Source organism: Novipirellula artificiosorum, assembly GCF_007860135.1.
GTDB classification, from domain to species: domain Bacteria; phylum Planctomycetota; class Planctomycetia; order Pirellulales; family Pirellulaceae; genus Novipirellula_A; species Novipirellula_A artificiosorum.
Map to the genome: position 1 here is coordinate 74,570 of NZ_SJPV01000019.1, position 24,375 is coordinate 98,944.

Annotated in this window: 16 protein-coding genes; 4 read left to right on the top strand and 12 right to left on the bottom strand. The window is 56.2% G+C overall.

What is annotated here, in order from left to right; all coding sequences use genetic code 11:
- Positions 1-79: 79 nt before the first annotated feature.
- The 5 genes from Poly41_RS30420 to Poly41_RS30440 form a co-directional block, all read right to left on the bottom strand.
- Positions 80-646: a hypothetical protein gene (locus Poly41_RS30420; RefSeq protein ID WP_146531142.1), complete on the bottom strand. Its 567-nt coding sequence runs from the start codon at positions 644-646 to the stop codon at positions 80-82.
- On the bottom strand, positions 643-2,493 hold the full coding sequence (locus Poly41_RS30425) for a polyprenyl synthetase family protein (RefSeq protein ID WP_390621508.1): 1,851 nt from the start codon (positions 2,491-2,493) through the stop codon (positions 643-645). The genes Poly41_RS30420 and Poly41_RS30425 overlap by 4 nt, the downstream gene beginning before the upstream one ends.
- A 78-nt stretch (positions 2,494-2,571) precedes the next feature.
- Positions 2,572-4,485, bottom strand: coding sequence for a prenyltransferase/squalene oxidase repeat-containing protein (locus Poly41_RS30430; RefSeq protein WP_231616083.1), 1,914 nt, complete (start codon positions 4,483-4,485; stop codon positions 2,572-2,574).
- Positions 4,482-5,423: a RadC family protein gene (gene radC / locus Poly41_RS30435; RefSeq protein ID WP_146531144.1), complete on the bottom strand. Its 942-nt coding sequence runs from the start codon at positions 5,421-5,423 to the stop codon at positions 4,482-4,484. The genes Poly41_RS30430 and radC overlap by 4 nt, the downstream gene beginning before the upstream one ends.
- A 244-nt stretch (positions 5,424-5,667) precedes the next feature.
- A complete protein-coding gene (locus tag Poly41_RS30440; RefSeq protein ID WP_146531145.1) occupies positions 5,668-6,243 on the bottom strand; it encodes a hypothetical protein in 576 nt (191 codons plus the stop codon).
- Positions 6,244-6,367: 124 nt separating this feature from the next.
- Between Poly41_RS30440 and aroB the strand changes: the two genes are divergently transcribed.
- Positions 6,368-7,501 carry a 3-dehydroquinate synthase gene (gene aroB / locus Poly41_RS30445; RefSeq protein ID WP_146531146.1) on the top strand — a complete coding sequence of 378 codons (1,134 nt, stop codon included), beginning with the start codon at positions 6,368-6,370 and terminating at the stop codon, positions 7,499-7,501.
- Positions 7,502-7,508: 7 nt separating this feature from the next.
- Here aroB and Poly41_RS30450 read toward each other — a convergent pair whose 3' ends face one another.
- Positions 7,509-9,290 (bottom strand): ATP-binding protein, encoded by a 1,782-nt coding sequence (locus Poly41_RS30450; RefSeq protein WP_146531147.1) that lies wholly within the window; start codon positions 9,288-9,290, stop codon positions 7,509-7,511.
- A gap of 157 nt (positions 9,291-9,447) precedes the next feature.
- Here Poly41_RS30450 and Poly41_RS30455 point away from each other — a divergent pair, with 157 nt between their 5' ends.
- Positions 9,448-10,476, top strand: coding sequence for an AAA family ATPase (locus Poly41_RS30455; RefSeq protein ID WP_146531148.1), 1,029 nt, complete (start codon positions 9,448-9,450; stop codon positions 10,474-10,476).
- Between the two features lie 411 nt (positions 10,477-10,887).
- Here Poly41_RS30455 and Poly41_RS30460 read toward each other — a convergent pair whose 3' ends face one another.
- The 4 genes from Poly41_RS30460 to Poly41_RS30475 form a co-directional block, all read right to left on the bottom strand.
- Entirely contained in the window at positions 10,888-12,369 is a 1,482-nt protein-coding gene (locus Poly41_RS30460) for a sigma-54-dependent transcriptional regulator (RefSeq protein WP_146531149.1), read from the bottom strand.
- A 118-nt stretch (positions 12,370-12,487) separates the two neighbouring features.
- Positions 12,488-15,736: a carbamoyl-phosphate synthase large subunit gene (gene carB, locus Poly41_RS30465; RefSeq protein WP_146531150.1), complete on the bottom strand. Its 3,249-nt coding sequence runs from the start codon at positions 15,734-15,736 to the stop codon at positions 12,488-12,490.
- A gap of 173 nt (positions 15,737-15,909) precedes the next feature.
- Positions 15,910-16,872 carry a hypothetical protein gene (locus Poly41_RS30470; RefSeq protein ID WP_146531151.1) on the bottom strand — a complete coding sequence of 321 codons (963 nt, stop codon included), beginning with the start codon at positions 16,870-16,872 and terminating at the stop codon, positions 15,910-15,912.
- Between the two features lie 5 nt (positions 16,873-16,877).
- A complete protein-coding gene (locus Poly41_RS30475) occupies positions 16,878-18,041 on the bottom strand; it encodes an HD-GYP domain-containing protein (RefSeq protein WP_146531152.1) in 1,164 nt (387 codons plus the stop codon).
- Between the two features lie 319 nt (positions 18,042-18,360).
- Between Poly41_RS30475 and Poly41_RS30480 the strand changes: the two genes are divergently transcribed.
- Together Poly41_RS30480 and Poly41_RS30485 are read left to right on the top strand one after the other, a co-directional pair.
- Positions 18,361-19,740, top strand: coding sequence for a sensor histidine kinase (locus Poly41_RS30480; protein ID WP_231616084.1), 1,380 nt, complete (start codon positions 18,361-18,363; stop codon positions 19,738-19,740).
- Positions 19,721-21,151 (top strand): sigma-54-dependent transcriptional regulator, encoded by a 1,431-nt coding sequence (locus tag Poly41_RS30485; RefSeq protein WP_146531154.1) that lies wholly within the window; start codon positions 19,721-19,723, stop codon positions 21,149-21,151. Before Poly41_RS30480 ends, Poly41_RS30485 begins: the two co-directional genes overlap by 20 nt.
- A 2-nt stretch (positions 21,152-21,153) precedes the next feature.
- Here the strand turns inward: Poly41_RS30485 and Poly41_RS30490 are convergent, their stop codons facing one another.
- Positions 21,154-22,125, bottom strand: coding sequence for a UDP-glucuronic acid decarboxylase family protein (locus tag Poly41_RS30490; protein ID WP_146531155.1), 972 nt, complete (start codon positions 22,123-22,125; stop codon positions 21,154-21,156).
- Between the two features lie 58 nt (positions 22,126-22,183).
- Entirely contained in the window at positions 22,184-24,277 is a 2,094-nt protein-coding gene (locus tag Poly41_RS30495) for a sigma 54-interacting transcriptional regulator (protein ID WP_231616085.1), read from the bottom strand.
- Positions 24,278-24,375: the final 98 nt, after the last annotated feature.

A 24,375-nucleotide genomic window follows, 5' to 3' on the forward strand; every position in this document is an offset into this window, starting at 1 on the left:
GCCAATCCGGTGATGCGTTTGATCGTCGTTCAACCGCCCTTCCAAGTCTCGGTTTGCCACCGATCGTCAACGTGGTCGGTTATTGAGCGGGCGACACAATTTCAAGCAGTTCAATCGCGGGGTCGCCATCGCAATAGATTAACGCGGTTCGACCAAAGCGTTGAGCTCCAATCTCGGTTTCCATCAAAGAAGCGAGTCGCTTGCCCATGGTGACGCGCCACAACCCGCACAATTCAACCTCGCAGAGCAGATCATGCTCGATCAACACGCGGCCAAGCGGTGTCTGCTGGCTCTCGATCCGCCGCCACGCATCCTCGCTCAAAAGATTGACGTTCAACCGTACCATGCCGTACAGCACCTTCAAGCGACTCTGCTGAGTCACCAGCGTGATCTCGCGCGCGTACCACTGGTCGTCGCGCTTTGCCCGATCCACGATCACATCCACCTTTTGCCGGTGATACGCTTCGACCGTCACGGTCATGTGATTGTGGTGATCAAGCAATGTATCGTAAGGCGCTGGCACACGATCGACCAGCTCGAACTCGCCTAGCTCGGGGATCTGTGCTGGCCAATCGTAGAACTGGCCAAACAACTTCTCAATTTCGATCGTGGGACTCGACGACACACTCATTTCCTTATTCATCATGCCGTGGGAACAATTCCAAGGGAAACCACGGTCGGTGTGGGAAGCTCTGGTCTTTCTAAAACCGTATCGACGAGGAAGTACAACAAACGACGCAACGACTCTGGTTCCAATTCATCCGCAATCTGTTCCGCTCTCGCTTGATGCTTGTCGACCAATTGCATTGCGGTATCAAACACACCCGCTTTGTGATACAGACGCGTCGCGATTGCCAACCGTTCCGCATCGGGCATGTCGTGTTCACGATCGGCTAGCTGTAACAACAACGAGCGATCGTCGTCCGACAAAGCTTCGAGTGCAAGCGCCCAAAGAACGGTGGGCCGACCTCCAAACAAATCGCTACCGACCGAAAGCTTGTTATGCTCGTCACCAACGAAATCACCAAGATCATTCAAAATTTGGAACGCGACCCCGAGGTTGCGGCAGTAATTGCGAATCGGTTGAACATAAGCTTCCGCGTCGCCGGCCAAGCGAATCCCGCTGTAGAGCGCCGCCTCGAACGCCGGCGAGGTTTTCAGGGCATAGACCTTTAACGCATCAAGCGGCGTCAATTGCCGATCGGTCGAATCCCGCCATAACAATTCGGCACCTTGCCCCTCGGCTAAACGCGTGTGCGCGTTGGCCAGCGTGTCAAGAACATCGACGCGAGCCTCGGCGGGGACCTGGTCGTTCGACTCGTGACGGCTAAGCAGGCGATACCCCAGCCCGATCAAATAGTCGCCGACGTTAATTGCCGTCGGTAATCCAAACCGTTGGTGGACCGCGGGTTGTCCGTAACGGTACGCATCGCCGTCTTCGATGTCATCGTGAACGAGGCTCGCTTTGTGGAACGTTTCAATGCTCATCGCCGCTCGTCGAACCGTGGCCGGCAGCGACGAGACCGTTTCGGCACCCTTTGCATCGGTGCAACCCGACCCGAGCATCGCATCGTAGGCGGCCAAGGTGATAAAGGGGCGCGAGTGTTTTCCGCCGCGAGCGAGAAAATCATAAGCAATGTGCTCGGTCGCCGCGATCGCGTCCATCGATTGAATCTGCTCGATCGTAACCGCATCGCCGCCCAAGGGAGTCTTGTCTCGGATTCGAGGCGCAAGTTCGTCGATCGACGCTGGCTCAAACAACTCGCTGGCCGCACGCATCAAATGCACATAACTCTTGGTCTGTTGGCTGGCCGGAAGATACGGCGTTCGGATCATTTGATCCACCCACGCTTCATCCACCTTCGTATTGCGACAATCACTGCTCAACAACGGCACAGCCATGCAAGGAATGCCAGCCAACAAGACTTTGTCAATCGCCTTTTCCAAGACGTTCAAACAAGCCACTCCGACCACCGCATCGACATAGCCACCCACAATGATCTTCAAAACGACTGGCGATCCTTCGGCTACCAAGACACGATAGCCCATTTCTTCGGCAACGCCGCGAAAATCCGCAATACTGCAAGCGCCGCATTCCTTACAATTCATCCCGAATTGGTCGTACTCGGCAGGACATCCATCGGCATGTTTGAGACAATGCGGCAGCAGAAACAAACGACGTTCCGGAGGCACCGACGACAGCGACTGGCGCCAAAACGCACTGCTGAGCATCACCATCGTCCAACCCAAGTAGCCTTCGGGCAAATCGGCTTCTTCAAGGGTCCGTTGAGCAACCTGCTCGATTTGGTCTTTCGTGGGTGGCACCGAGCGATCCATTCGCTGAGCGACTTGGTCGCAACGATCGCGCAACGCTTCACGGAGTTCCAAGGTCGGCGGAACGTCCTTCAAGTGGCTCGTCTTGCGACGAACCCTGCGGGCCGCTGGCTTGTGATCAGCCGTTTGGATTGATGTAGATCGGGAGGCGGTCGACAAACCGGGGTCCTTTTGATGGGTCAAATGAAAGGCTGACACGCGTTTTTAGAGCGTAGCCGGAGTCGTTTCGACACCCCCCTACGTTCGTCCTTCTTCCCGCAGAGTCTCGCCCAACGCGGCAAGGGTGAATATCAACGGGTACAGTTTTTCATAGTACCAGAGTTTTGCAAAGTAAAATCCGATCGGCCAGGCGGCTTCGTGATGACGATCTTGAACACTACGGAGCAAGAAATCCACCCCTGAGATTATAGCCGCTTGAGAAGCGTTCTTCCCACCTCCTAAAGGAGATGTCTCAAATTCTTTTGTTCCCGCCACTTGGGTTGCGTTCCACACGGCCGACAGTGCTTCCACCGCCACCGCTGTCTCTTCAACACTGCTCGCCGTCCGAAGTTCCTCGGATTCACCCTGTTTTCCCCCTTGCATCCCGGTTTGTCTCCGGTCGATCCGCGAAGGCCCGCCCCCCCAGCCACCGTCGTCGTTTTGGCACCCGATTAGGTAGTGGCACCCCTGCAATCGAGCTGATTCGTCCAAAAATCCCGCTGCACAAGCGAGCAGCACCTTTGCGGTCCCATAGACGGGGTTTTCGTCACCGGCGTTATCCTGATTTCCGAACCAGAGTGGCAACCAGCTTCCGCCGTCTTGCATCGAACGAGCCAAAAACCGCTCAGCCTTGGCCACCGCTTGTTCGGACAAACCATCGCGACCGACGGCTCGAAGCGCATGAGCCGTCAAATCGGTGCTACTTCGGTCGAACGGCAACTTTCCCCAACCCCGACAAAACGTCGGCCAACCGCCGTCACGATTCTGCAACTGGATGAGCCACTGCCGCGCCTGGTCGATCGCCCCCTCGATCGCTTGTTGCCGCTGTCGATCAACGCAAGTCCGAAGGGACCGGAGCGCTAAAATGGCTGCGGGCGTATCGTCTGCATCGGGAACCGCTCCTGACAAATCGGTCCACCCCCATCCACCAGGATCCGCTGCCGTGAACGGATGACGAGATTGGTGTTGGCAACTCAATAGCCAATCGACCAAGGATTCGTTGCACCAAGAACGATCATCTTCGGGATCCTTCGCCAACGCATGGATCGCCAACGACGTCACCCAAGTGGCCAAATTCGTATCGATCGGCCAACTGCCGTCGGCATTCATCGAATCGATCAAGAATCGCTCGCATTCGCGCGCCACAACGCTGGCCCCTCGATCGGTGGCCGCCAAACTCATCAATACAAATGCTGTCAGCGGAGTTGCTTCCAAATATCCGCCGCTATCGGGCTGCATTCGCCTCAGCACCTGCATCGTCCGCGAAACGGATAGCGAGCGGATCATTCGCAGCGGGACAAACGCACGCGGCCCATGAAAGTGCCTAGCCTGACCAATGGCCACCAAGGCTGGAATCGCGTAGCTGACCACCGGCATCCTTAGCAACCGGTACATCGACTGAGGAAACACGGCGGCTTCGAACGGCAGCGCCGGAACGTCTTTCCACTGCACCAACCCCGCGATCGCGAGATTCGTCAAGATGGGAACCACAAACGTCTTGTCCGTTCCGTAGCGACGGCGGAGACCATCGATTTGACCGTTGGATTGGATGTAGGTCTCGAGCTTCGAAAGACGTTCCTCGCAACCGATCGCTTCCGACGAATCCATGGCCCTGGCCGCCAATTCGAAGGCAGCCCTGGCCAAGTAGCTGGTGGCAATATTCGAATAGCTTCGATCCGTATCGCCAAAGCCACCGTCGGCGTTTTGCTGAGCCGCCAAATAGGCCACCCCCGTCGTCACGACCTCGCGAATACGACTGCAATCACGGCGAACATCGGTGTTATTCAGCAGCACCGCCGACAAGGCACTGACGGCCGTCGCGGTGCTGAGCGCCGATGCCGATAGCTGCCCGGTCCAATGACCGTCGGACGTTCGCTCGGCCAACAGTTCCGTCCGCAATTGTTGGAGCGTTTGACGAATACGCGTTTGAGTCGCTTCGGTATGCAAATTCACGCGGTTTCTCGAATACTGAGGCATCGGTCGCGGGCCACAACGATATGGTCGAGTACAGAAATGCCCAACAAACGACCGGCGTCGGTCAACTGCTCGGTCACCTGGTGATCCTCGCGGCTTGGCGTCGGATCACCACTCGGGTGATTGTGTACCAACAAAAGGGCTGATGCGGAATCACGGATCGCCGGCCGGAACACCTCACGCGGATGAACCAAACTGGCGTCAAGCGTTCCGACGGTGATCCGATGGGTGTGAATGGGTTTGTGCTTGGTATCCAGCGTAACAATATGGAATTCCTCCTGAACCGCGTCGCTTGCCAACCGTGCGAATTCCTGCGAACAAAACTCAATCGCCGCTTGGCTGCTGGTGATCTTGGTGGTGGAACGCTGGTGATCGCGTTCCGCACTCGCCACACGGCGTCCCAATTCAATCCCCGCCATGATCTGCGCGTAACTGACCTTGGTAACCGTTGCACTGATTTCCCGCAAATCTTCGCGAAAACACCTTGGCAAATCCTGCAATCGGTCGGCAAAGCGATTTGCGATCAGACGACCTCCCGCGACTGCCGACTGCTTTCGTACACCGACGCGAATCAGAATGGCCAACAAATCCGCATTGCTGAGTGACGCGGCACCGTCGCGGAGCAATCGTTCACGCGGCCGCTCTTGCTCGGGCGTCTCGGTGATTTGATCCCCATGGATCTGTTGCTCAATCCACCGCTCCGGCTCGAATTGACCAGGAAGACGCCATCGATAGAAACTCTCGTCGTCCGCAACGGTTCTCTCGAGGTAGCCGTCGCGAACCAGTTCTTTGATCGTCGACGTCACGTAGGCCGGACTCGAATCGCATACCGATTTTGCCTGTGCGGCAGAAAACTGAGGCATAGTAACGAGCGGCGTCAGGACTCGCTGCAGCCGCTCACGACGAGTATCGATCATCGAATCCATCGCCCTCGATAAGGAACCTATCCGAAAAGGGTTCTGACCCTCGCTTGGTCTGAGCGTATCGGTCGCGAATCCATTGGAAAACAACGAGTTCTTGAGCAATCGAAACGTCGGTCGACAAAGGGTCAGCCCCCTTTTCGGTTAGGTTCTAGGAAACAAAAGCAGGGAACGAAACTATCGTATCATGCCTTGTCCCCCTTTTCGCGGACCTCCCGATAATCTCCTGGCTGACCAAGCACTATTCTCGAAAATCGGATCGTTTCTGCTCCGAATGGATCACGGTCTTGAAATAGTTCCGCAACTTTGGCTCGGTGCGATCATTCAAACGTACGCTTTTGGTCGCTGCGGCATCGCCGACCCACCCGCTCGACAACTCCAAATCGATCTCGATCGGTTCAAAGCGTTTGGCGTTTGGATCCGTGATCCGCAAACGAATTCGATTCGGTTCGGTCGCGTCATCCCGCGACGACGTTCGCGACGCAAGCGGTGTCGATCCGCGGCTGGTCCAATCGTAACTGCGCTCGTCGAGCAACGCATGACGCAGCAGCCCCAATCCGGGCATCGCCGTCAACTCGATCGGTTCTGCCTGCGCGTCACCGAGCAAGATCACTTCCATTCGCTCACCGAGTTGCAAGGCGGTCACCGTGTCATCGCCCCAGAAACTTCGCGTCTCGTCCAACTGAGTCCGTCTTCCCCGAATGCTCGCTGCCGCCCCGATCACGGCCAACGCAGCGATGCCAACACCGATGAGGATCCCGCGTGGCGTGATCCTTGCCCGCGGATCGTTGAATTTGTCGTCGTGGTTGGCGGTCATGGCACTACCCAGAAATTCGAAGATTTTTTGGCCAAGCCTCACCGACTGGCGGGCTGGCAACAATGGAGTGTAAGCTACAAGCCTCAGCTCACCTCTCCCTTTTGATAACCCTTTGAGTCATTTCATGCTATCCGGTTCGCAAATTCCGAAACGCCAAACCGTCGAGGTTTCCCTTGGGGACCGCAGCTACCCCATCGAGATCGGAACGGATTGGATTGAACAGTTTTGCGACACCATCGCCGGCGTTTTAGGCGATTTATCACACGCATTGGTGATCACCGATGCTGCGGTCGAAACGCCCTGGGCCATGAAAGTCGCCACCGGTTTGGCGAAAATGAACACCACGGGCGGCGACTCCGTCCGCGTCAATTTGTTGGCCGTCCCCTCTGGCGAGACGAGCAAATCGCTCACTCAACTCGACACGCTTTGGCAATGGATGCTCGAAAGCTCCACCGATCGACGCAGCGTCGTGATTGCGGTTGGTGGCGGAGTGATCGGCGACCTGGCGGGTTTCGCCGCGGCCTCCTTCACCCGTGGGATTCGATTTGTCCAAATCCCAACCACGCTGCTGGCGATGGTCGACAGCAGCGTGGGAGGCAAAACGGGAATCAACCTGCCCACCGCCAAGAACATGGTCGGCGCCTTCTGGCAACCCGCGGCTGTACTCATTGACACGACGGTCATGTCGACTCTTCCCGATCGCAGCTACATCAGCGGGCTGGCCGAGGTCGTCAAGTACGGCGTGATCGATGACGCACCGTTCTTCGAATGGTTGGAGCTCAACGCATCCAAATTGATCGAACGCGACGACGAGGCGGTACGTTACGCAATCGCTCAAAGCTGCCGCTCCAAAGCCAACGTCGTCGGCGAAGATGAGCGAGAAACCAGCGGCCGGCGAGCGATTTTGAATTACGGTCACACCTTTGCCCATGCGATTGAGGCAACCGCAGGCTATGGCGAAGTGCTCCACGGTGAAGCGGTCGCGATCGGCATGCAAATGGCCGCGAACTTATCGATCGAATTGAAACTCTGCGATCCGGACCTGCTTCAACGGCAAACCGCACTGCTGAAAGCGTGCCAGTTGCCCACCACGTACGCGGCGGCCGACGTCAACGCGATGTTGCCCGTGATGAAGCGGGACAAAAAGGTGTCCCACGGCAATCTGCGGTTCGTTTTGCCTGAACGAATTGGATCGGTCATGCTGCTCGGTGAAATCGAAGGATCGGGCGTGATCCATGCAATCGAAGCCTGCCGCTAGCCGCCGCTTAATGCAGCGTTTCGTGCGAAGCGATTTCACCGGTGTCGGAACCCGCCGTCGGCAATCGCAGCCGGAAACAACTTCCGATGCCGCTCGCAGGCGTCAGCACTTGGATCTCTCCACCATGTTCCTGCATGATCTTTGCGCTGACAGGCAGCCCCAATCCGGTCCCTCGAGACCCTTTGCGAGACTCGAACAAGGAAAAGATCTTTTGCCGGTCCTGTTCGGCAACTCCCGGCCCGTTGTCGACCACATCGACCGTCCAGCCGTCCGCCGCATCATAGCAAGTTGAGATCTCGACCCTGGCGACAGCATCGGTCGCTCCCTGTTCCGAATCACCCTCCGATTCCTCACTCAGCCGTAGCTTCACCTGTTCGCTGGTCGCATCGATCGCATTGGTCACAAGATTGAGTACGGCACGATGAAATGCGTCGGGGTCGAACGACGCGTCCGGCATCGATTCGGCGAGGGATGCGGTCAAGGTCACGTCCAGCTCCGCAGCTCTCGGCTGCATCAATTCGAAGACGTCGCGGACCGTTTCATTCAAATCGGCATCCACACACTGTGGCGTACGCTCTTTCGAGAAGGTCAACATGTCGAGCACCAGATTCGAGATCCGTTCTTGATTGCGGTCGACGATCCGCCATCCGCGACGAACCGCGTCCGTATCATCCCGCTGCAACCCCGCTTCGATCAAGTAGCTGCCACCCCGAATGCCTTGCAGTATATTCTTGATGTGATGGGACAAGGTTGCAATCGTTTGCCCCATCGCCGCCAAGCGTTCCCCCTGAACCAGCGCTGAATAGTAGAACGTGTCCTCGATCGCAAGCGCCGCTTGATGGCCGATCGCGGTGATCAAACGCAAGTGATCATCTGTAAAACGGGGAGCATAATCGCGGGCAATCATTTGCGTCGGAGCGGTATAAGTATCCACGTACAACGCACCGACGATGTCATAACGACCTTGCAACGGGACGCAAATCGCTTCACGCACTCCCGCGCTAACGATCGAAGCCGCCGAATCAAATCGAACATCGTCACTGGCATCACTGGTCCGGACACCCTCTTTCTGCTCGAGCACGAAATCCAAAATCGTGCGGCTGATCGATATCCGCTGGCTCGAACCATTTTCGCCTCGCGACCCATCGCTTTCGTTCTCGCTATCGCGATCACAACGAGCCGCGGGTTGAAATTGCCCCGTTTCGTTGTCACGAAGCATCACGCAACCGCGGTCCGCCTCGACCCAATCGAACACCAACCACAAAATCCGATTGAGCAACTGATCCAAGTCGTCCGTTCGCCCAACCGCGATCGCCGTCCGGTACATCACTTCAAGCGACCGATCCGCATCCGTTTGGGTTGGCGCGATGTTGTGACTCGGTCCGATTCGCAACGTCCCTGACGAGGGGGCTATCGACGAAACGATTCGACTCCCGTCGGTCTGGTGACTCTGGTACACAATGTCGACCCCATGAGCCGCGTCCATCGCGTTGGGCGGACCCGTGCTGGTAAAAATCAACAACGAGCCACCGATTTCCAGCCGATCTCCACTGGCAAGTCGTTGTCGGCGAACCTTCAAGCCGTTGACAAGCGTGCCGTTGCTGCTTTCCAAGTCGACCAACTCGCAACGACCGCCTGGATCGATGTGGATCTCCGCGTGGGACCGAGAGGCTTCGGTATCGAGCAATTGGATCGTACTCGATTTATCGCGGCCAATCCGCACCACATCGCCGCTAAGCGGGAAGTGCTTGCCCTGGTCACGCCCTCGTACTACAAACAAAGATGCCATCACTGCCCACGCCTTGGCGACAAAGAAATTCCTGAAGCGACATCATAAAACAATCCTCCAAGTGAAAACAGCCCGCCAGCAGCGTCGCGATGCGGTGAGATGCAGACTACAATGCGGCGGTGTTGATGGGTCCTGACTCGTTAGAGGAAACAAACCATTGGTCCAACCACCCCCGATTGAATCGTCGGATGACGAAGCCGCGGCCGCACGGCTGGTCCAGGCATGTAACCAAGTTCGCCAACAGGTCGCTCGCATCGTGGTCGGGCAAGACGAAGTGATCGAACAGTTGCTGATCGCCATCCTCGCCCGCGGTCACTGCCTGCTTGAGGGCGTCCCTGGATTGGCCAAGACCTTGATGATCCGTACTTTGGCCGAGTCGATGCATTTGTCCTTTCGGCGAATTCAATTCACTCCCGACTTGATGCCTGGCGACATTACGGGAACCGAGATCATTCAAGAGGACCCTACCACGGGACGACGCGAGTTTATTTTTGAACGTGGCCCCATTTTCACACAAATGTTGCTGGCCGATGAGATCAACCGAACGCCACCCAAAACTCAAGCGGCATTGCTTGAAGCGATGCAAGAACATGAAGTGACCACCGCCGGCACCACGTACCGATTGTCCGAACCGTTTTTTGTGTTGGCAACGCAAAACCCGATTGAGCAGGAAGGGACCTATCCGTTACCCGAAGCCCAACGCGATCGTTTCTTGTTCCATGTCGTCGTCAATTATCCTAGCCGCGATGAAGAATCAGAAATCGTGGATCGAACCACATCGACTTTCCAAACGACTGTCGATCCGGTTGTTTCCGGCGAGGACATTGTCCAGTTCCAACAAACGGTTCGCCGAGTACCGCTGCCACCCCACGTGAAGGACTGGGTGCTCGATGCCGTCCGAGCCATTCGGCCCCAAGACGAACAAAGCGCGCGTTGGGCAAAAGAACTGATCCAATGGGGCCCAGGACCGCGAGCAAGCCAACAATTGGTGTTGGCCTCGAAAGCACGTGCGCTGCTGCATGGACGCCCAAGTGTCTCGATCGAAGATGTCCAATCGCTGGCGTTGCCGGTTTTACGACACCGCGTCGTCCCGACGTTCGCAGCCGAAGCGGATGGCATCACCGTTGACAACCTGATTGGACGGATGATCCAGGAAGCCTCGAAGGCCCCGGCGAGAGTGCTTTAGCCCGGATTATTCATCAGTCCAAACATATTCCCCGTAACCCTTTGTATGCAATCAGCTTACATCGATTGAGTAAGAAACAGACTGCGCACGTTGGAGTCGTAGGCTTTAGCCGATTCAGCAAGGTCCAGCCGCAATCGGCTAAAGCCTACCACTCCAACGAATAATCCGGGCTAGTGGCCCCCAGGGTGCGCCGCTGCGCGTCGACCCTGGGCTCTGGAGTCAAACCGCTTCGCGGTAAATCGAGTTCCGCAAGTTATCAATCGAACGTCCCTGCCGGGAAATCGCAGTCGGGGTCGATGGCCGGTTTGTACGTCCACCTCCAGATGCGCTATCCGCAATCCGGGGCTAAATGCTAAAATGCCCATGGCATGAACGCTTTGGGTTCGCGCCCAAGCGGAAACCGATGAGTGGCTATCCCTCGGCTGCAGCCGCGTCGTCTTCCTCTTTCTTGTACTGGTCAAGTCGCCGGTACAACGTCCGGGCACCAATCTGAAGCACCTTGGCTGCTTCCTCCCGATTACCCCCGGTCAATTTGAGCGTTTCTTCGATCGCCCAACGCTCCACCACACTGAGCGGTTGACCAATCAGGTTCGATGCCCCCCCGACGTCGCCAAGCACTTGCTCCGCGGCTTGCTCTGCGCTGCGATCGAGTAACTCGGGAGGCAGATCGTCCAGATCCAACGAACCGTCGGTATCGAGAACGACCATCGTTTCAACAAAGTTCCGCAATTGGCGAACATTGCCCGGCCAATCATAGGCATAGAAGCGCTTTGTCACCGCTGGCGTGAAATGCGCCGCCGGTTTGTCATGCCGCCTTAAGAACATCTTGCGAAAATGATCCATCAACGCAATCACATCATCGCGGCGGTCACGTAGCGGCGGCAATTCGACGGTCACCACCTTTAATCGAAAATACAAATCGTTGCGAAAGATGCCCGCGTCGATCATTTCCTCAAGCGGCCGGTTGGTCGCTGAGATCAATCGCACATTGACTTTGATCGGTTTGTTGTCACCGACGCGCGTGATCTGGCTTTCTTCAAGAACGCGCAACAACTTGATTTGCGTGCTCATCGGCATGTCGCCGACTTCATCCAAGAACAACGTCCCGCCGTTCGCATACTGGAACGCTCCGACACGATCCGAAACCGCATCGGTAAACGACCCTTTGACATGCCCAAACAGTTCGCTTTCGACCAAGTTTTCCGAGACCGCGCGTGTGTTCAACGCGACAATGCGTTTGTTTCGCCGTGGGCTATTCTGGTGGATCGCCTGAGCAATCATCTCTTTGCCGGTACCGCTTTCCCCGGTGATCAAGACGGTCGCATCGGTTGCTGCGATTCGCCGTAATCGATCGATCACCGACTGCATCTTGTCGCTTGTGTAGATGATCCCTTCGAACCCATACCGCTCATCGAGCCGCTGCATCAGTTCCGTATTCTGACGACGCAGCCCAACGGCATCGGCCGCCTTTTCCACAATCGCTCGCAATCGATTCGGTGTGATCGGCTTTTCCAAGAAGTTGAACGCGCCTTGCTGCATCGCCTGCACAGCGATCGGGACCGTCGCGTGTCCGGTGACCATCACCACTTCACAATCCGGCAACTGTTTGTTGGCGAGGCTCAAGATCTTCATGCCGTCAACATCGTTCATCACCATGTCGGTAATGATGATGTCAAACGTTTCTCGCTCGATCAACTTAGCCGCTTCCGGTCCGCTGGTGGCGACCTCACAACGATACCCAACCTTTTCCAAACTCTCCGTCATGGCCCGCGCATGGGCAGCCTCGTTGTCGACGACCAAAAGTTTCAAATCGGCCGGATCGTAAGCGAACTTCTCACCCGCGTCGGCAATCCGCGTTTCGCTCGAATCCGTAGAGGATGGGGTGCTGGTCATTTCATGGTACCTTCGTCAATCGGGAGCTTCTTGTTATCGCAGCACGATTCGAGCGACCAACGGGAGCGGGCCAACGCCACTTCGAGCGGTAGCTCGCTTCGCTTGCGGCCGTGCCGCCCTACGAATTCGCATAGCGATTCTGCAATGATTCGACCTGAAGCGGCCCTTCGCGTACCGCGACCATCGCACGCACCGCCGCTTCGGCCGCCGCAACCGTTGTGATACAGGGGACGCCACATTGGACCGCCGCAGCTCGGATTTTGCCTTCGTCCGTTCGAGCGCCCTTGCCACTTGGCGTGTTGACAATCAATTGGACGTCACCGTTCTTCAAATAGTCGATTAAGTTCGGGTGCCCTTCGGCGATCTTCTTGACTTGCGTCACCTTGACTCCCGCAGCTTGCAACTTTTGGGCCGTCCCGCTGGTCGCCAACAATTCAAAGCCGAGATCACTCAAACTCTTCCCCAGCATGGCAACCGATTCTTTATGTCGTGGAGCCAAACTGATGAACACCTTCCCCGAATCGGGCAAGATCGAACCCGCTGCGATTTGACTCTTCGCAAATGCAACCGAGAATTTCTCGCTGATCCCCATCACTTCGCCGGTGCTTCGCATCTCGGGGCCAAGCACGATGTCGACACCCGCGAACTTTCGGAAGGGAAAGACACTCTCTTTGATCGAAACATGGCGCGGAATCGGTTCCGTCGTGACCCCCAGATCCTTAAGCTTCATGCCCGTCATGACTTTCGTTGCGATGTTGGCCACCGGGACGCCGGTCGCTTTGGCCACAAAGGGGACGGTTCGGCTCGCTCGCGGATTCACCTCCAACACGTACAACGTTGGCACGCCTTCTTCTATCTTGATCGCGTATTGGATGTTCATCAAACCAATCACTTGCAAACGCATCGCAAGCTTCTTCGTCGATTCACGGATCTCGTTGATGATCGGTTGAGTCAAACTGAAGGGTGGAATCGCACAGGCCGAATCGCCCGAGTGGACTCCGGCTTCTTCGATGTGCTCCATAATCCCCATGATGACACAATCGGTACCGTCCGCGACTGCGTCGACATCCACCTCGGTGGCGTCCTCGAGAAAATGATCGATCAACACCGGTTGACCATCGGCGACAATAAACGCCTCGGCCACATACCGCTCAAATTGAGCTTGATCGTAACAGATCTCCATCGCCCGTCCCCCGAGCACAAAACTGGGTCGAACCAGCGCCGGGTAACCGATGATTTTTGCTTGACGGCGAGCTTCGTCCATATTTCGAGCAATCCCGCTCGGTGGTTGACGCAGCCCGAGTTCTTCAATCAACCGCTGAAACAATTCGCGGTCTTCGGCCGCTTCAATCGTTTCGACACTCGTCCCGATGATCGGTACGCCCGCCTCCTTCAACCCCCGGGCCAAATTCAGCGGCGTCTGGCCACCAAACTGGGCAATCACGCCGTCTGGCTTGATCGCTTCGCAAATGTTCAACACATCCTCGATCGTCAGCGGTTCAAAAAACAGCATGTCCGACGTGTCGTAGTCGGTACTGACGGTTTCTGGATTGCTGTTGACCATCACGCTCTCGATTCCAATCTCGCGAAGCGCAAAGCTGGCGTGACAGCAGCAATAATCAAACTCGATCCCTTGGCCGATTCGGTTGGGCCCCCCTCCCAAAATGATGATTCGCCGCTTGTCCGTCTTGGGCGGCAATTCATCCTCTTGCTCGTAGGTACTGTAATAATACGGCGTGTAAGCTTCGAACTCGGCGGCACACGTGTCGACACTTTTAAATACCGGCTTCACACCCAGATTCAAACGTTTGGCACGTACCTTCAACTCCGTCGATGACGATAATTTGGAAAGTTGGCGATCAGAAAAACCATACCGCTTGGCTTGCCAAAGATCCTCTCGCGTCATCGCATCGAGCGAGCCGATCTTGAGCAGCCGTTCTTCTTCCTCGACGATTTGAAGCAAATGGTCCAAGAACCAGCGATCGATATGAGTCAGCGAGAAAATCTCGTCGATCGACATCCCTGCTTTCATCGCGTAGCGAATGTAGAAAATCCGCTCTGCCCCCGGCGTACTCAGCTTGGCGCGTATCGTATCCTCATCGGGTTGAGCATCGGTTCCCCAAGCATCACGATTGTCACAACCCAAACCGAAGGCACCGACCTCCAATCCCCGCAGCGCCTTTTGGAGCGATTCTTTGAAGGTTCGACCGATTGCCATCGTTTCGCCGACACTTTTCATCTGCGTCGTCAACGTGGCGTCGGCCTCCGGAAATTTCTCGAAAGCAAACCGCGGCATCTTCGTCACGACGTAGTCAATCGTCGGTTCGAAACAAGCTTTCGTTTTCTTTGTGATGTCGTTGGGCAGTTCCCAAAGCAAGTAGCCTACCGCCAACTTGGCAGCAATTTTTGCAATCGGAAAGCCTGTTGCCTTACTCGCTAACGCACTCGATCGACTCACGCGAGGGTTCATTTCAATCACAATCATTCGGCCCGTATTCGGTTCGATCGCGAATTGAATGTTACTGCCTCCCGTTTCCACGCCGATTTCGCGAATCACCGCTAACGACGCATCCCGCATCCGTTGGTATTCCTTGTCCGTCAGCGTTTGTGCGGGTGCCACGGTGATCGAGTCCCCCGTATGGACCCCCATCGGATCAAAATTCTCGATGCTGCAAATGATCACGACGTTGTCTTCGCGATCTCGCACCACCTCCATCTCGTATTCTTTCCACCCGATGATCGACTCTTCGATCAATACCTCGGTGATTGGCGATTGGTCCAAGCCGCTCTGCACCAACCCATCGAATTCATCGCGGTTGTACGCGATCGCCGAGCCCGACCCACCCATCGTAAAGCTGGGGCGGACAACCGCAGGCAGACCAACTTCGGCCAAGACTTCTCGCGCCTGCTGAAGCGTTTTTACGGTTCGACCCGTGCAAACGTCCAAGCCGATCTTCTCCATCGCTGACTTGAATTGCTCGCGTTCTTCGGCCTTCGCAATCACCTTGGCGTTGGCAGCGATCATTTCAACGCCATACTTTTCCAACACCCCGTTGGCTTCCAAATCCATCGCAACGTTCAACCCGGTTTGGCCCCCAAGGGTGGGCAACAGCGCATCAGGACGCTCTTTTTCGATGATTTTTTCGACCATCTGCCACGTCAACGGCTCGATATACGTCGCGTCAGCCGTGCTCGGGTCCGTCATGATCGTGGCCGGATTGCTGTTGACCAACACGACTTCATAGCCCTCTTCGCGCAATGCCTTGCAAGCCTGAGTTCCCGAGTAGTCAAACTCGCAAGCCTGTCCAATGATGATCGGGCCACTTCCAATGAGCAGAATTTTCTTGATGTCGTCTCGACGGGGCACGGAGTCACTTCCGGGTAATAGGGAACAATTGTCTAGCATCCATGGCAGCGAGAGCGGTTCGCCACGACGTGCAAATTGCCCTGAGAATAGCAAAACATCTCGCGGCGTCGAAGTGGACGCATCGCGTAGAACGGAATTCTCTCCTTTACCCCCCCTACCGCGGCATCGCTGGGCTACCGACAACGAACTAAGTCGGTCGTTTCGATCCCCAACCGCTCGATCAGCCCTGCCGCTTCGCCCAAAAATCGATCCGCATCAACCGGATAGCCGGCCGTTGGCTTGAGCGATTCGCCCTCGACCGCGTGTCGACAAAAGTAGTCGTTGAAGGACTTCATACAGACCTCGCGCAAGCACTTCGCATGGATCGATGACAACGCGACCGGCACAAACGAGTCACCCTTGACCGTAAAGTGCACTCGCATCGTTCGTCCTGGCGAACCGAGATCGTCGGGCCACTTCAATTGATAACTGCTGTGCTGTTTCGTCTCTTCCTCAACGCTCAGCACCGCATCATCGAAGCCGTGTTGCAGCACGCCGCCGTAGAACCGCCGTCCACCGTGCCGATCAAAGAAAACGTCCACCTTCCGTTCGTTGACGAAATCCGCCAAGACGCTCCTTACCAATCCAATCGAAAGCCTGGAAAGCAAATCCGATTTGTTTTGCCCCGCTGCGATCGCCGAATTGAAACGTTTCGCCGTTACGATCCGGCAGCGAAGATCGATCAGATCTGCGCCGGCCGCTTTCCAAATTTGAATGGCTCGCGCGGCATCGGATGATTCGACCGTGGACGAAAGCGTGATCCTTTGAAGCCATACCGTTTCTGTCAAATCGTGATAGTCTTCCGAGGCGACCCGACGCAGCCACCGCGGAAACGACTCCTGTGGCAATCCACACCAATGCTGACAGACCTCGACAACCGTTTGCAGCGACGCGAGTGAATTCGCGTTCCGCGTGTGAAACAGTTTTTTCGAATCGTCAACCACCAGCTTGGCGTTTCCAACCACAACCGGTTTGCGAAGCGGTTCAAAGCACTCGGCCCGATTCAGGGCATCCGGGATTCGCCACACCGATGCCGCAACAACGAGCGGCCCGAGCTTCGGTCCATAGCCAGCTTCGTCTACGGCAATCAGTAACATCGACGCTACACACTACAAAGGACTTCGGGACACGCTAACAATTCATCGACAACGTCTTTCGCCCACTGCGTCCCTCGGCCTTTCAAGAAGACATCGAGAACGCGTTGAACCGGCATGCCGTCACGATACGGTCGACTGCTGGTCATCGCATCGAATGCGTCTGCAACCGCCAACACTTGCGCATCGCGAGGAATTTCTTCCCCCTTCAATCCATCTGGGTATCCACTACCGTCCCAAGATTCATGGTGATGACGCACCGCTGGCAAGATACGGCGAAACGGCCGAATGCCCTTTAAGATATCGTATCCGAGGACCGGATGTCGCTTGATCTTCGCGAATTCATCCTCGGTCAATTGACCTGGCTTCCGCAGCACCGAATCCTCGACGCCAATCTTCCCGATATCGTGCAAGATGCCAGCCATTCGGATGCGTTGCTGGTCTTCATCACTGTATCCGAGTCGTTTGGCCAGCAACACGGCCAATTCGGACACTCGCGAACTGTGACCGCAGGTGTAGGCATCCTTTGCATCAAGCGCCGAAACAAGCGATCCGATCATGCCTTCGAACATCTGCTGCATCGCAGCGTATTGACGCTGGTTGATCAAGTGAACCCCAAGCATCATCGACGTGGATCGCATCAAGTCCGCTTCGGTCGTCCCAAATTCACCCGAAGCAACCCATCGGATTGCAATCATCCGCCCGAGACGCTGATGGTGACGATGGATGGGGACCACGATCGCATTGTAGACTTCGCCATCGAGACACAAATGGTTGGAAATGGTGATTTCGTTTTCGTGCGATTCCCCCGTCAACCGCTCGCGTTGCCGATAGGCTGCAGCGGCGACCCAACGAATCCTCTCGTCTTCAATCGGTTCGGCCGAGACATAGATTTCGTCCCCCCAAGCGCCCTCGTCATCAGCGAACAGCTCGATCGCCAACGTGGCTGCTTGAACGCAGGGCGCCAATTCCTGCAATAGCATCCGGCAAGTGGTCGCAATGTCTTCGCCCAGCTCGAGCCGCTCGGCAAATTCACGGATCAGTGCCAACTCTTCGAACTTAATGCTCAGTGCTTCGGAAAGATGCTCGACATCGCTCTTGAGATTCGTATTTTCTTCGTCCCCATCACCGAGGGACGCAACATCGATCGTCAAATCATCCAATAGCATCATTCGGAACAGTAAGGAGGTCAAATCATCACGACGCAACGGAACGCTACCACGCGTGGCACGTGCAAACGCAAGTCCCGTGGAACAAAAGCGACGAAGACCCGTCCGCACTCAAGCTCGGGATCGTTTTTACCCGTTGTACCGTTTGTGCCGATTGCTGCTCAACACGCGTGGCCTCACCCCTCACCCCTCACCCCGCCCAACCATCAACGAACTTGCTATCATCGTTGCGTCGCCATGTTCACGCACGTCCCTTATCGAAAGCCCCCCTTTGCCGCCGGGTCCTCCCTTCCGATCGCTTCGCGCTCGCCTACTCGGGCCTTTGATCTTATGCGCGGTCGTCGCAGCAGGTGCCGTCGCGGCGGCGTCCTACTACCTTGGTGCCCGCGAGGCGAATCAAGAAGTCGATCGCCGATTGGCTGGCATTGAACAAACCCTTGCAGCTTCGACGTTTCCGCTCAGTGGCACGGTTCTGCGACTGATTGCTGACATGACACAGACGGAATTGGCAACCTTCGACGTCAAGGGAGAGCTACAGAACAGCACCCTTGAACTTTCCGCCGAGCAGATTCGAGCGATCAACAACCGTGCGACCCAAACAACCTCCGCCGTGTCGGTGATCGAATCAAACCAGCGCCGCTTTCGCGTTTGCCGTTTTCCCACCGCGAACGCATCGAATCGATCGGATCAAGTCCAAACGGTGGTTGTCTTCTTTAGCAATCACCAACTGAAATCCAATCGTCGTCGTTCGATGATGTTGCCATTGTTGACGGGATTATCGACAGTGTTGGCGTTGACCACCGTGACCCTCTCCATGACCGGGCGATTGATCCGACGCTTGTCTGCGCTCCAGCGTCGGGTCGACCGCGTGGCCGCAGGCGACTTCAGCTCCACCCTAGCCGGCCCCGGACTGGCCGAGCGAAAGCTTGATGAGCTCGGACGATTGGGGGAAGCGGTCGATACCATGGCCGACCAATTGAGTCAATTGTGGTCGAAAGTCCATCAACAACAAAGCGAACAACTGCTGCACCAAATCGCGGGTGGCATGGCACATCAACTTCGAAACAGTTTGACGGGCGCACGGATGGCAATCGAACTGCATGCGGCGGAGTGTCCGGATCGTGATGACGAAGGGCTGAGGATCGCAATCCACCAAGTGGAAGTGTCCGAGGATTATGTGCGACGACTGTTGTTGGCCGGGTCGGGGCGACAAGATCGAGATCGCCCCGCATCCGTCTCCACGTGCTGGTCCGATGTTCAAGCCAGCCTTTCACCGATCGCTCGCCATCTGCAAATCGACGTCAATTGGAATTTGCATCCGAGCACCGACTCGAAACATATCCTCGATGGATCAACATGGGTGGCCGCAGTCAACAACTTGGTTCAAAATGCAATGCAAGCGGGCGATCAAGTCGATGTGGATGCGACCCTGATCGATGACCGATGCATCCGCGTTTCCGTTCAAGACAATGGTGCGGGAATCCCCAAAGAAATCGAAGAGGATGTGTTCAAGCCCTTCGTGACCTCGAAACCTGAGGGCATGGGATTGGGGTTGCCGTTGGTTGATCGTGCCGCGGCACGGCTGGGTGGTCAAGTTTGCTGGTCGCGTCAAGACGGACGAACGCGATTTGAATTTGACGCGATCGCCATCGATGCCGAGGAAGCCCATGTGAAAGAGAAACATGACAAGCCAAGAAGATAAACTGGTTCTCGTCGTCGATGATGAACCTTCGATTTGCTGGGCCTTCCAAAAGATGCTGCAGCAACAAGGTCATCGCGTGATCACGGCATCGTCGGCGGAAGAAGGCTTAAGGTTGGCCGAGGAACAGAAGCCAGACATGGTCGTTTTGGACGTGCGATTGCCAAAAGAAGATGGCATCACTGCGTTACCCAAGTTTCGCAAGGCAACCGATAATGCTCCCGTTGTCGTGATCACGGCATTCGGCGATTTGGAAACTGCCGTCGCTGCGGTCCGTGGCGGCGCCAGCGACTATTTGACCAAGCCCTTTCGCTTGGAGGACGCCATCCACGTTTGCCGACAAGCGATGGAAAAGTCCGCTCACCGCAACGCGCCGGTTGCGGTCCAAGCGATGAGCACAAATCACGATTCGATCGTCGGAGCCTCGCCGGCGATGCAATGGGTGTTTCGACAAATCGCGTTGGTCGCCGACAGCGATCTCTCGGTGCTGATTACCGGAGAAACCGGAACGGGCAAGGAATTGGTTGCAGCGGCGATCCATCGCCATAGCCGCCGAGCCGAGCAGCCCTACATTCCGATCGCGCCGATCACCCTCAATCCTGACGTGATCGAAAGCGAGTTGTTCGGACACGTCAAAGGAGCCTTTACGGGTGCGGATGAAGACCGTGCAGGACTGTTTGAACAGGCACAATCGGGGACGGTGCTGCTTGATGAGATTGGTGACTTGCCGTTGGCCCTGCAAGCAAAACTGCTGCGAGTCCTTGAACAGGGGCAATACTTTCGGGTCGGCGACGTGCGACCAAGACAAGCCAACGTGCGAATTCTGGCCGCAACGCACTGCAATCTGAACGACGCCGTTCGCGCCGGTGAGTTCCGTGAAGATTTGTTTCATCGAATGACCGGTGTCCAAATACACTTGCCGCCGCTTCGCGAGCGCCGCGACGACATCGAACTGCTGTGCCAGCACTTTCTTCAATCGATGCAGTACCCAGACGCGGAAAGCGCGATCGATGCGACGTTACGGGATGACTTGAAACAGCGCGCCTGGCATGGCAACGTTCGCGAACTAAAAAGCGCCACCGAACACGCCGCCGTTGTTGCGCGAGGACGAGCACTGAGGCTGAGCGACTTTCCGCCACCTAAACCGAGTCGGAATAATAGCGTTAGCACTCTCGACGGGTCCTTGGAAAAAGAAATCCGCGTTTGGGCACTCGCCGCAATCGAGAAGCAATCATCCAAATCGCTCCCACTGCACGCTCAATTTCTCTCCACCACCGAACCGGCGTTGTTGAAAGTCGCGATCGAACATACCGGCGGTAACCGAGCCAAAGCGGCTGAACTGCTGGGAATTCATCGCGGAACGTTGCGTGACCGGCTGCGTGCCTACAAGATCGACGAAGGAACCCTTCCCTGAAATTAGTTGTAGTTGGGCGTCGGGGGACGGTAATCCGACAAATCAATCGATTTGAACCAATCGATGGTATGCTTCAAGCCATCGGCCAATGGAACTTTGGGCTGCCACCCCAGCTTTTCTTTTGCGAGCGAAATGTCCGGCCGACGGCGGGTTGGGTCATCCGACGGCAGCGGGCGAGTGACCAATTGGTTGTTCTTTCCGCAGAGGTCGATCACCTTTTCGGCAAGTTCGCGGATGGTGAACTCATCAGGATTGCCAATGTTGACCGGCCCAATGAACCCCTCTTCGTTGTTCATCATGCCGATGATCGCGTCGATCAGATCGTCACGGTAACAGAACGATCGCGTTTGGGACCCGTCGCCGAAAATCGTCAAATCGTCTCCCGCCAAGCTTTGGCGAATGAAGTTCGACACCACACGGCCATCATAAGGATGCATCCGAGGCCCATAGGTATTGAAAATCCGGACAATCCGGATGTCAACTTTGTTGGCGCGGTGGTAATCCATGAAAATCGTTTCGGCGACTCGTTTGCCCTCGTCATAGCAAGCACGAATTCCAATCGGGTTGACACTGCCGCGATAATCCTCGGTTTGTGGATGAACCTCGGGGTCTCCGTAGACTTCGCTCGTGCTGGCCTGCAGCACCTTGGCGCCACAACGCTTTGCCATCCCCAGCACGTTGATCGATCCCATCACACTGGTCTTGATCGTCTTGATCGGGTTGTATTGATAGTGCCCGGGGGCAGCCGGGCAAGCCAAATTGTAGATTTGGTCCACTTCCAAGTGGATCGGCAAGGTGACGTCGTGTCGAATCAACTCAAAGTTTGGCCGCGACAACAGGTGAACGACGTTTGATTTTTGGCTCGTAAAAAAGTTGTCGAGACAAATCACATCGTGCCCCTGTTCGACAAGCCGTTCGCAAAGGTGCGAACCGAGAAAACCGGCACCGCCGGTGACAAGAATACGTTGGATCATTCCATTGCTCGCTTGGGTAAAGGATTGAGGTTTGTTAGCGGATCAACTCGGTGGCGGACTAGCCGGCCGAGTACTTTTTGAGTTTGCGGTCGAGCGTGCTTCGCTCGATTCCCAAAATCGATGCAGCCCGGCTTTTATTGCCATCGGTGTGTCTCAGCACGCGTTCGATGTGATTCTGTTCTAATTCGGCCAGCGACATTTCCACGGGGGGCCCATCGCTTCGCTTTCTTGCGGCTTCCTCGGACTCTGCCGGCGTCAACGCCAAGTCACTTGCATCAATGATACCTTTTTGGTTCAGCACCACAGCACGTTCCACGACATTCCTTAGTTCGCGGATGTTGCCCGGCCAATGGTAGGCAAGCAATTGCTTCTGAGCTGCCGGCGTAAAGCCCTCGATCCGGCGGCCCATCTCAAGATTGAACCGTTTAAGAAAAAACTCGGCAAGCAGCAAACAATCCTGTTCACGCTTCCGCAGCGGTGGCACATAGATTTCCACCACATCCAACCGGTAGTACAAATCTTGACGGAACGTCCCTTCGCCAACCATCGCTTGCAAGTCGCGATTCGTTGCCGCGACCACGCGCACGTCGACGCGAATCGGCTCATGCCCGCCGACCCGTTCAAACGAGTGGCCTTCGAGCACGCGCAGCAGCTTCGCTTGCAATTCGGCGTTCATCTCGCCAATCTCATCAAGCATCAACGTGCCACCGTCGGCCATTTCAAACTTGCCACGCTTCCGCTCGGTCGCTCCGGTAAACGCACCTTTTTCATGTCCAAAGAGCTCACTTTCTAGAAGCGATGCACTGAGTGCGGCGCAATTTAAGCAAACCAATGGCCCCTCGCGCCGGTCGCTGGCGTGATGCAGTGCCGCCGCCACCAATTCCTTGCCAACGCCCGATTCACCTCGCACCAAAACGGTTGCAGCCGTAGGAGCCGCCAAGGAAACTTTGTCAATCACATCACGAATCGCTTCGCTCTTGCCAACAATACGAACCTTGTCCCCCAGTTGTTGTTGCAACAGATCAACACGGCGACGACTGAGACGGAGCGAACGTGTGAGTCGTTGGTGTTCGGCCAGCCGTGACGCGGATTCAGCCAAGATTTCAGCCACAGCAACGACAAACTGCAGATCCTTGCTTCCTAACGGAGCCATGTCACCCGCCGTGGTCAAATGAATCATCCCTAGCGTCCGGTCGTGATGATCGCGAATCGGTGCCAAAATCATGCTCTCGACATCGATCTGACCTCGGCTATTTTCAGTCGCCAACTCTCTATCACCAAGAACGTTCCTCGCTAACAGTGCATTGCCGCCGTCGGCGGTCAGATTTTCCATCAGGGCATCGGGTGGACGACGGTAGCTATGTGCTCCACTTTGACGAGTCGCCACCAATGGCATCTCGTGAATCGGAAGCGGGCGTTCGACGCGATCACCGATGTAGACGCCCGCGGTATCCAGCTGTAGATGTGCGACCAGGGAATCCAAAGCGGTTTGAACCGCCGAAGTCATCTCGTCGAGCCGAGCCAACGTGAAGGCTAGTTTCAACAGGTCGCCCCGGATTGGAGCGGGGTCGTCCAATGCCATTCGTGATGGGGGACGGGTCCCGGTTGATCGGGGACTGCTCTGGGACGCGAGAACGCTGCGACCGGGCTCGGTTGCCGAATCATGCAAATAATCGCTATGTCGGCGCCGGTCGGTGATCGCGTCGGCATCCAATTCCATCGTGATTTGGTCGTCGGTCGTTTGTTGGACGCCGCCACCCGAGACAACACCGAGCCTGCCCGAAGGCGTTCCCGCGATGCTGCTTTCGATCTTCCGAGCGAATTGGATTGCAAAACCTGCGACCCCGATCTTATCGCCATCGGCCAACAACGTTGGCTCGGCGATCCGCCGCAAGTTGACGAAGGTCCCATTGCGGCTCGCCAAATCCTCTACCACCCATCCGGCAGCCGACCAACCGATTCGCGCGTGACGACGACTCGCCTGGTCACTGCGAATCACAATCTGGTTCGACGAAGCGCGGCCGATAAACGCTTCGCAGGGGGCCACCAGCCGGAACACATCGCTCCAGCGCCCCGCCGATTGCAGCACCAAATAGGCCCCCGATTGGATCGTGGCAGGAGAGAGGGGGGCGGCAGGGTCTTTGGTATTCAAAATCCGTCCAGAGAAGCAAAGGAGAGGGCCAAACCGATGGTTTTGGGACGAGAATCGGACAGTTTAGCTTAGAATCGGTCAAAGCGTGACGTGCTGGC

Coding starts and splice junctions, on each gene's coding strand:
- radC (WP_146531144.1), bottom strand. CDS start 5,423: ATGATCGATACTCGTCGTGAGCGGCTGCAGCGAGTCCTGACGCCGCTC.
- Poly41_RS30440 (WP_146531145.1), bottom strand. CDS start 6,243: ATGACCGCCAACCACGACGACAAATTCAACGATCCGCGGGCAAGGATC.
- Poly41_RS30475 (WP_146531152.1), bottom strand. CDS start 18,041: ATGATGCTATTGGATGATTTGACGATCGATGTTGCGTCCCTCGGTGAT.
- Poly41_RS30420 (WP_146531142.1), bottom strand. CDS start 646: ATGATGAATAAGGAAATGAGTGTGTCGTCGAGTCCCACGATCGAAATT.
- Poly41_RS30470 (WP_146531151.1), bottom strand. CDS start 16,872: ATGTTACTGATTGCCGTAGACGAAGCTGGCTATGGACCGAAGCTCGGG.
- Poly41_RS30485 (WP_146531154.1), top strand. CDS start 19,721: ATGACAAGCCAAGAAGATAAACTGGTTCTCGTCGTCGATGATGAACCT.
- Poly41_RS30460 (WP_146531149.1), bottom strand. CDS start 12,369: ATGACCAGCACCCCATCCTCTACGGATTCGAGCGAAACGCGGATTGCC.
- Poly41_RS30490 (WP_146531155.1), bottom strand. CDS start 22,125: ATGATCCAACGTATTCTTGTCACCGGCGGTGCCGGTTTTCTCGGTTCG.
- aroB (WP_146531146.1), top strand. CDS start 6,368: ATGCTATCCGGTTCGCAAATTCCGAAACGCCAAACCGTCGAGGTTTCC.
- Poly41_RS30450 (WP_146531147.1), bottom strand. CDS start 9,290: ATGGCATCTTTGTTTGTAGTACGAGGGCGTGACCAGGGCAAGCACTTC.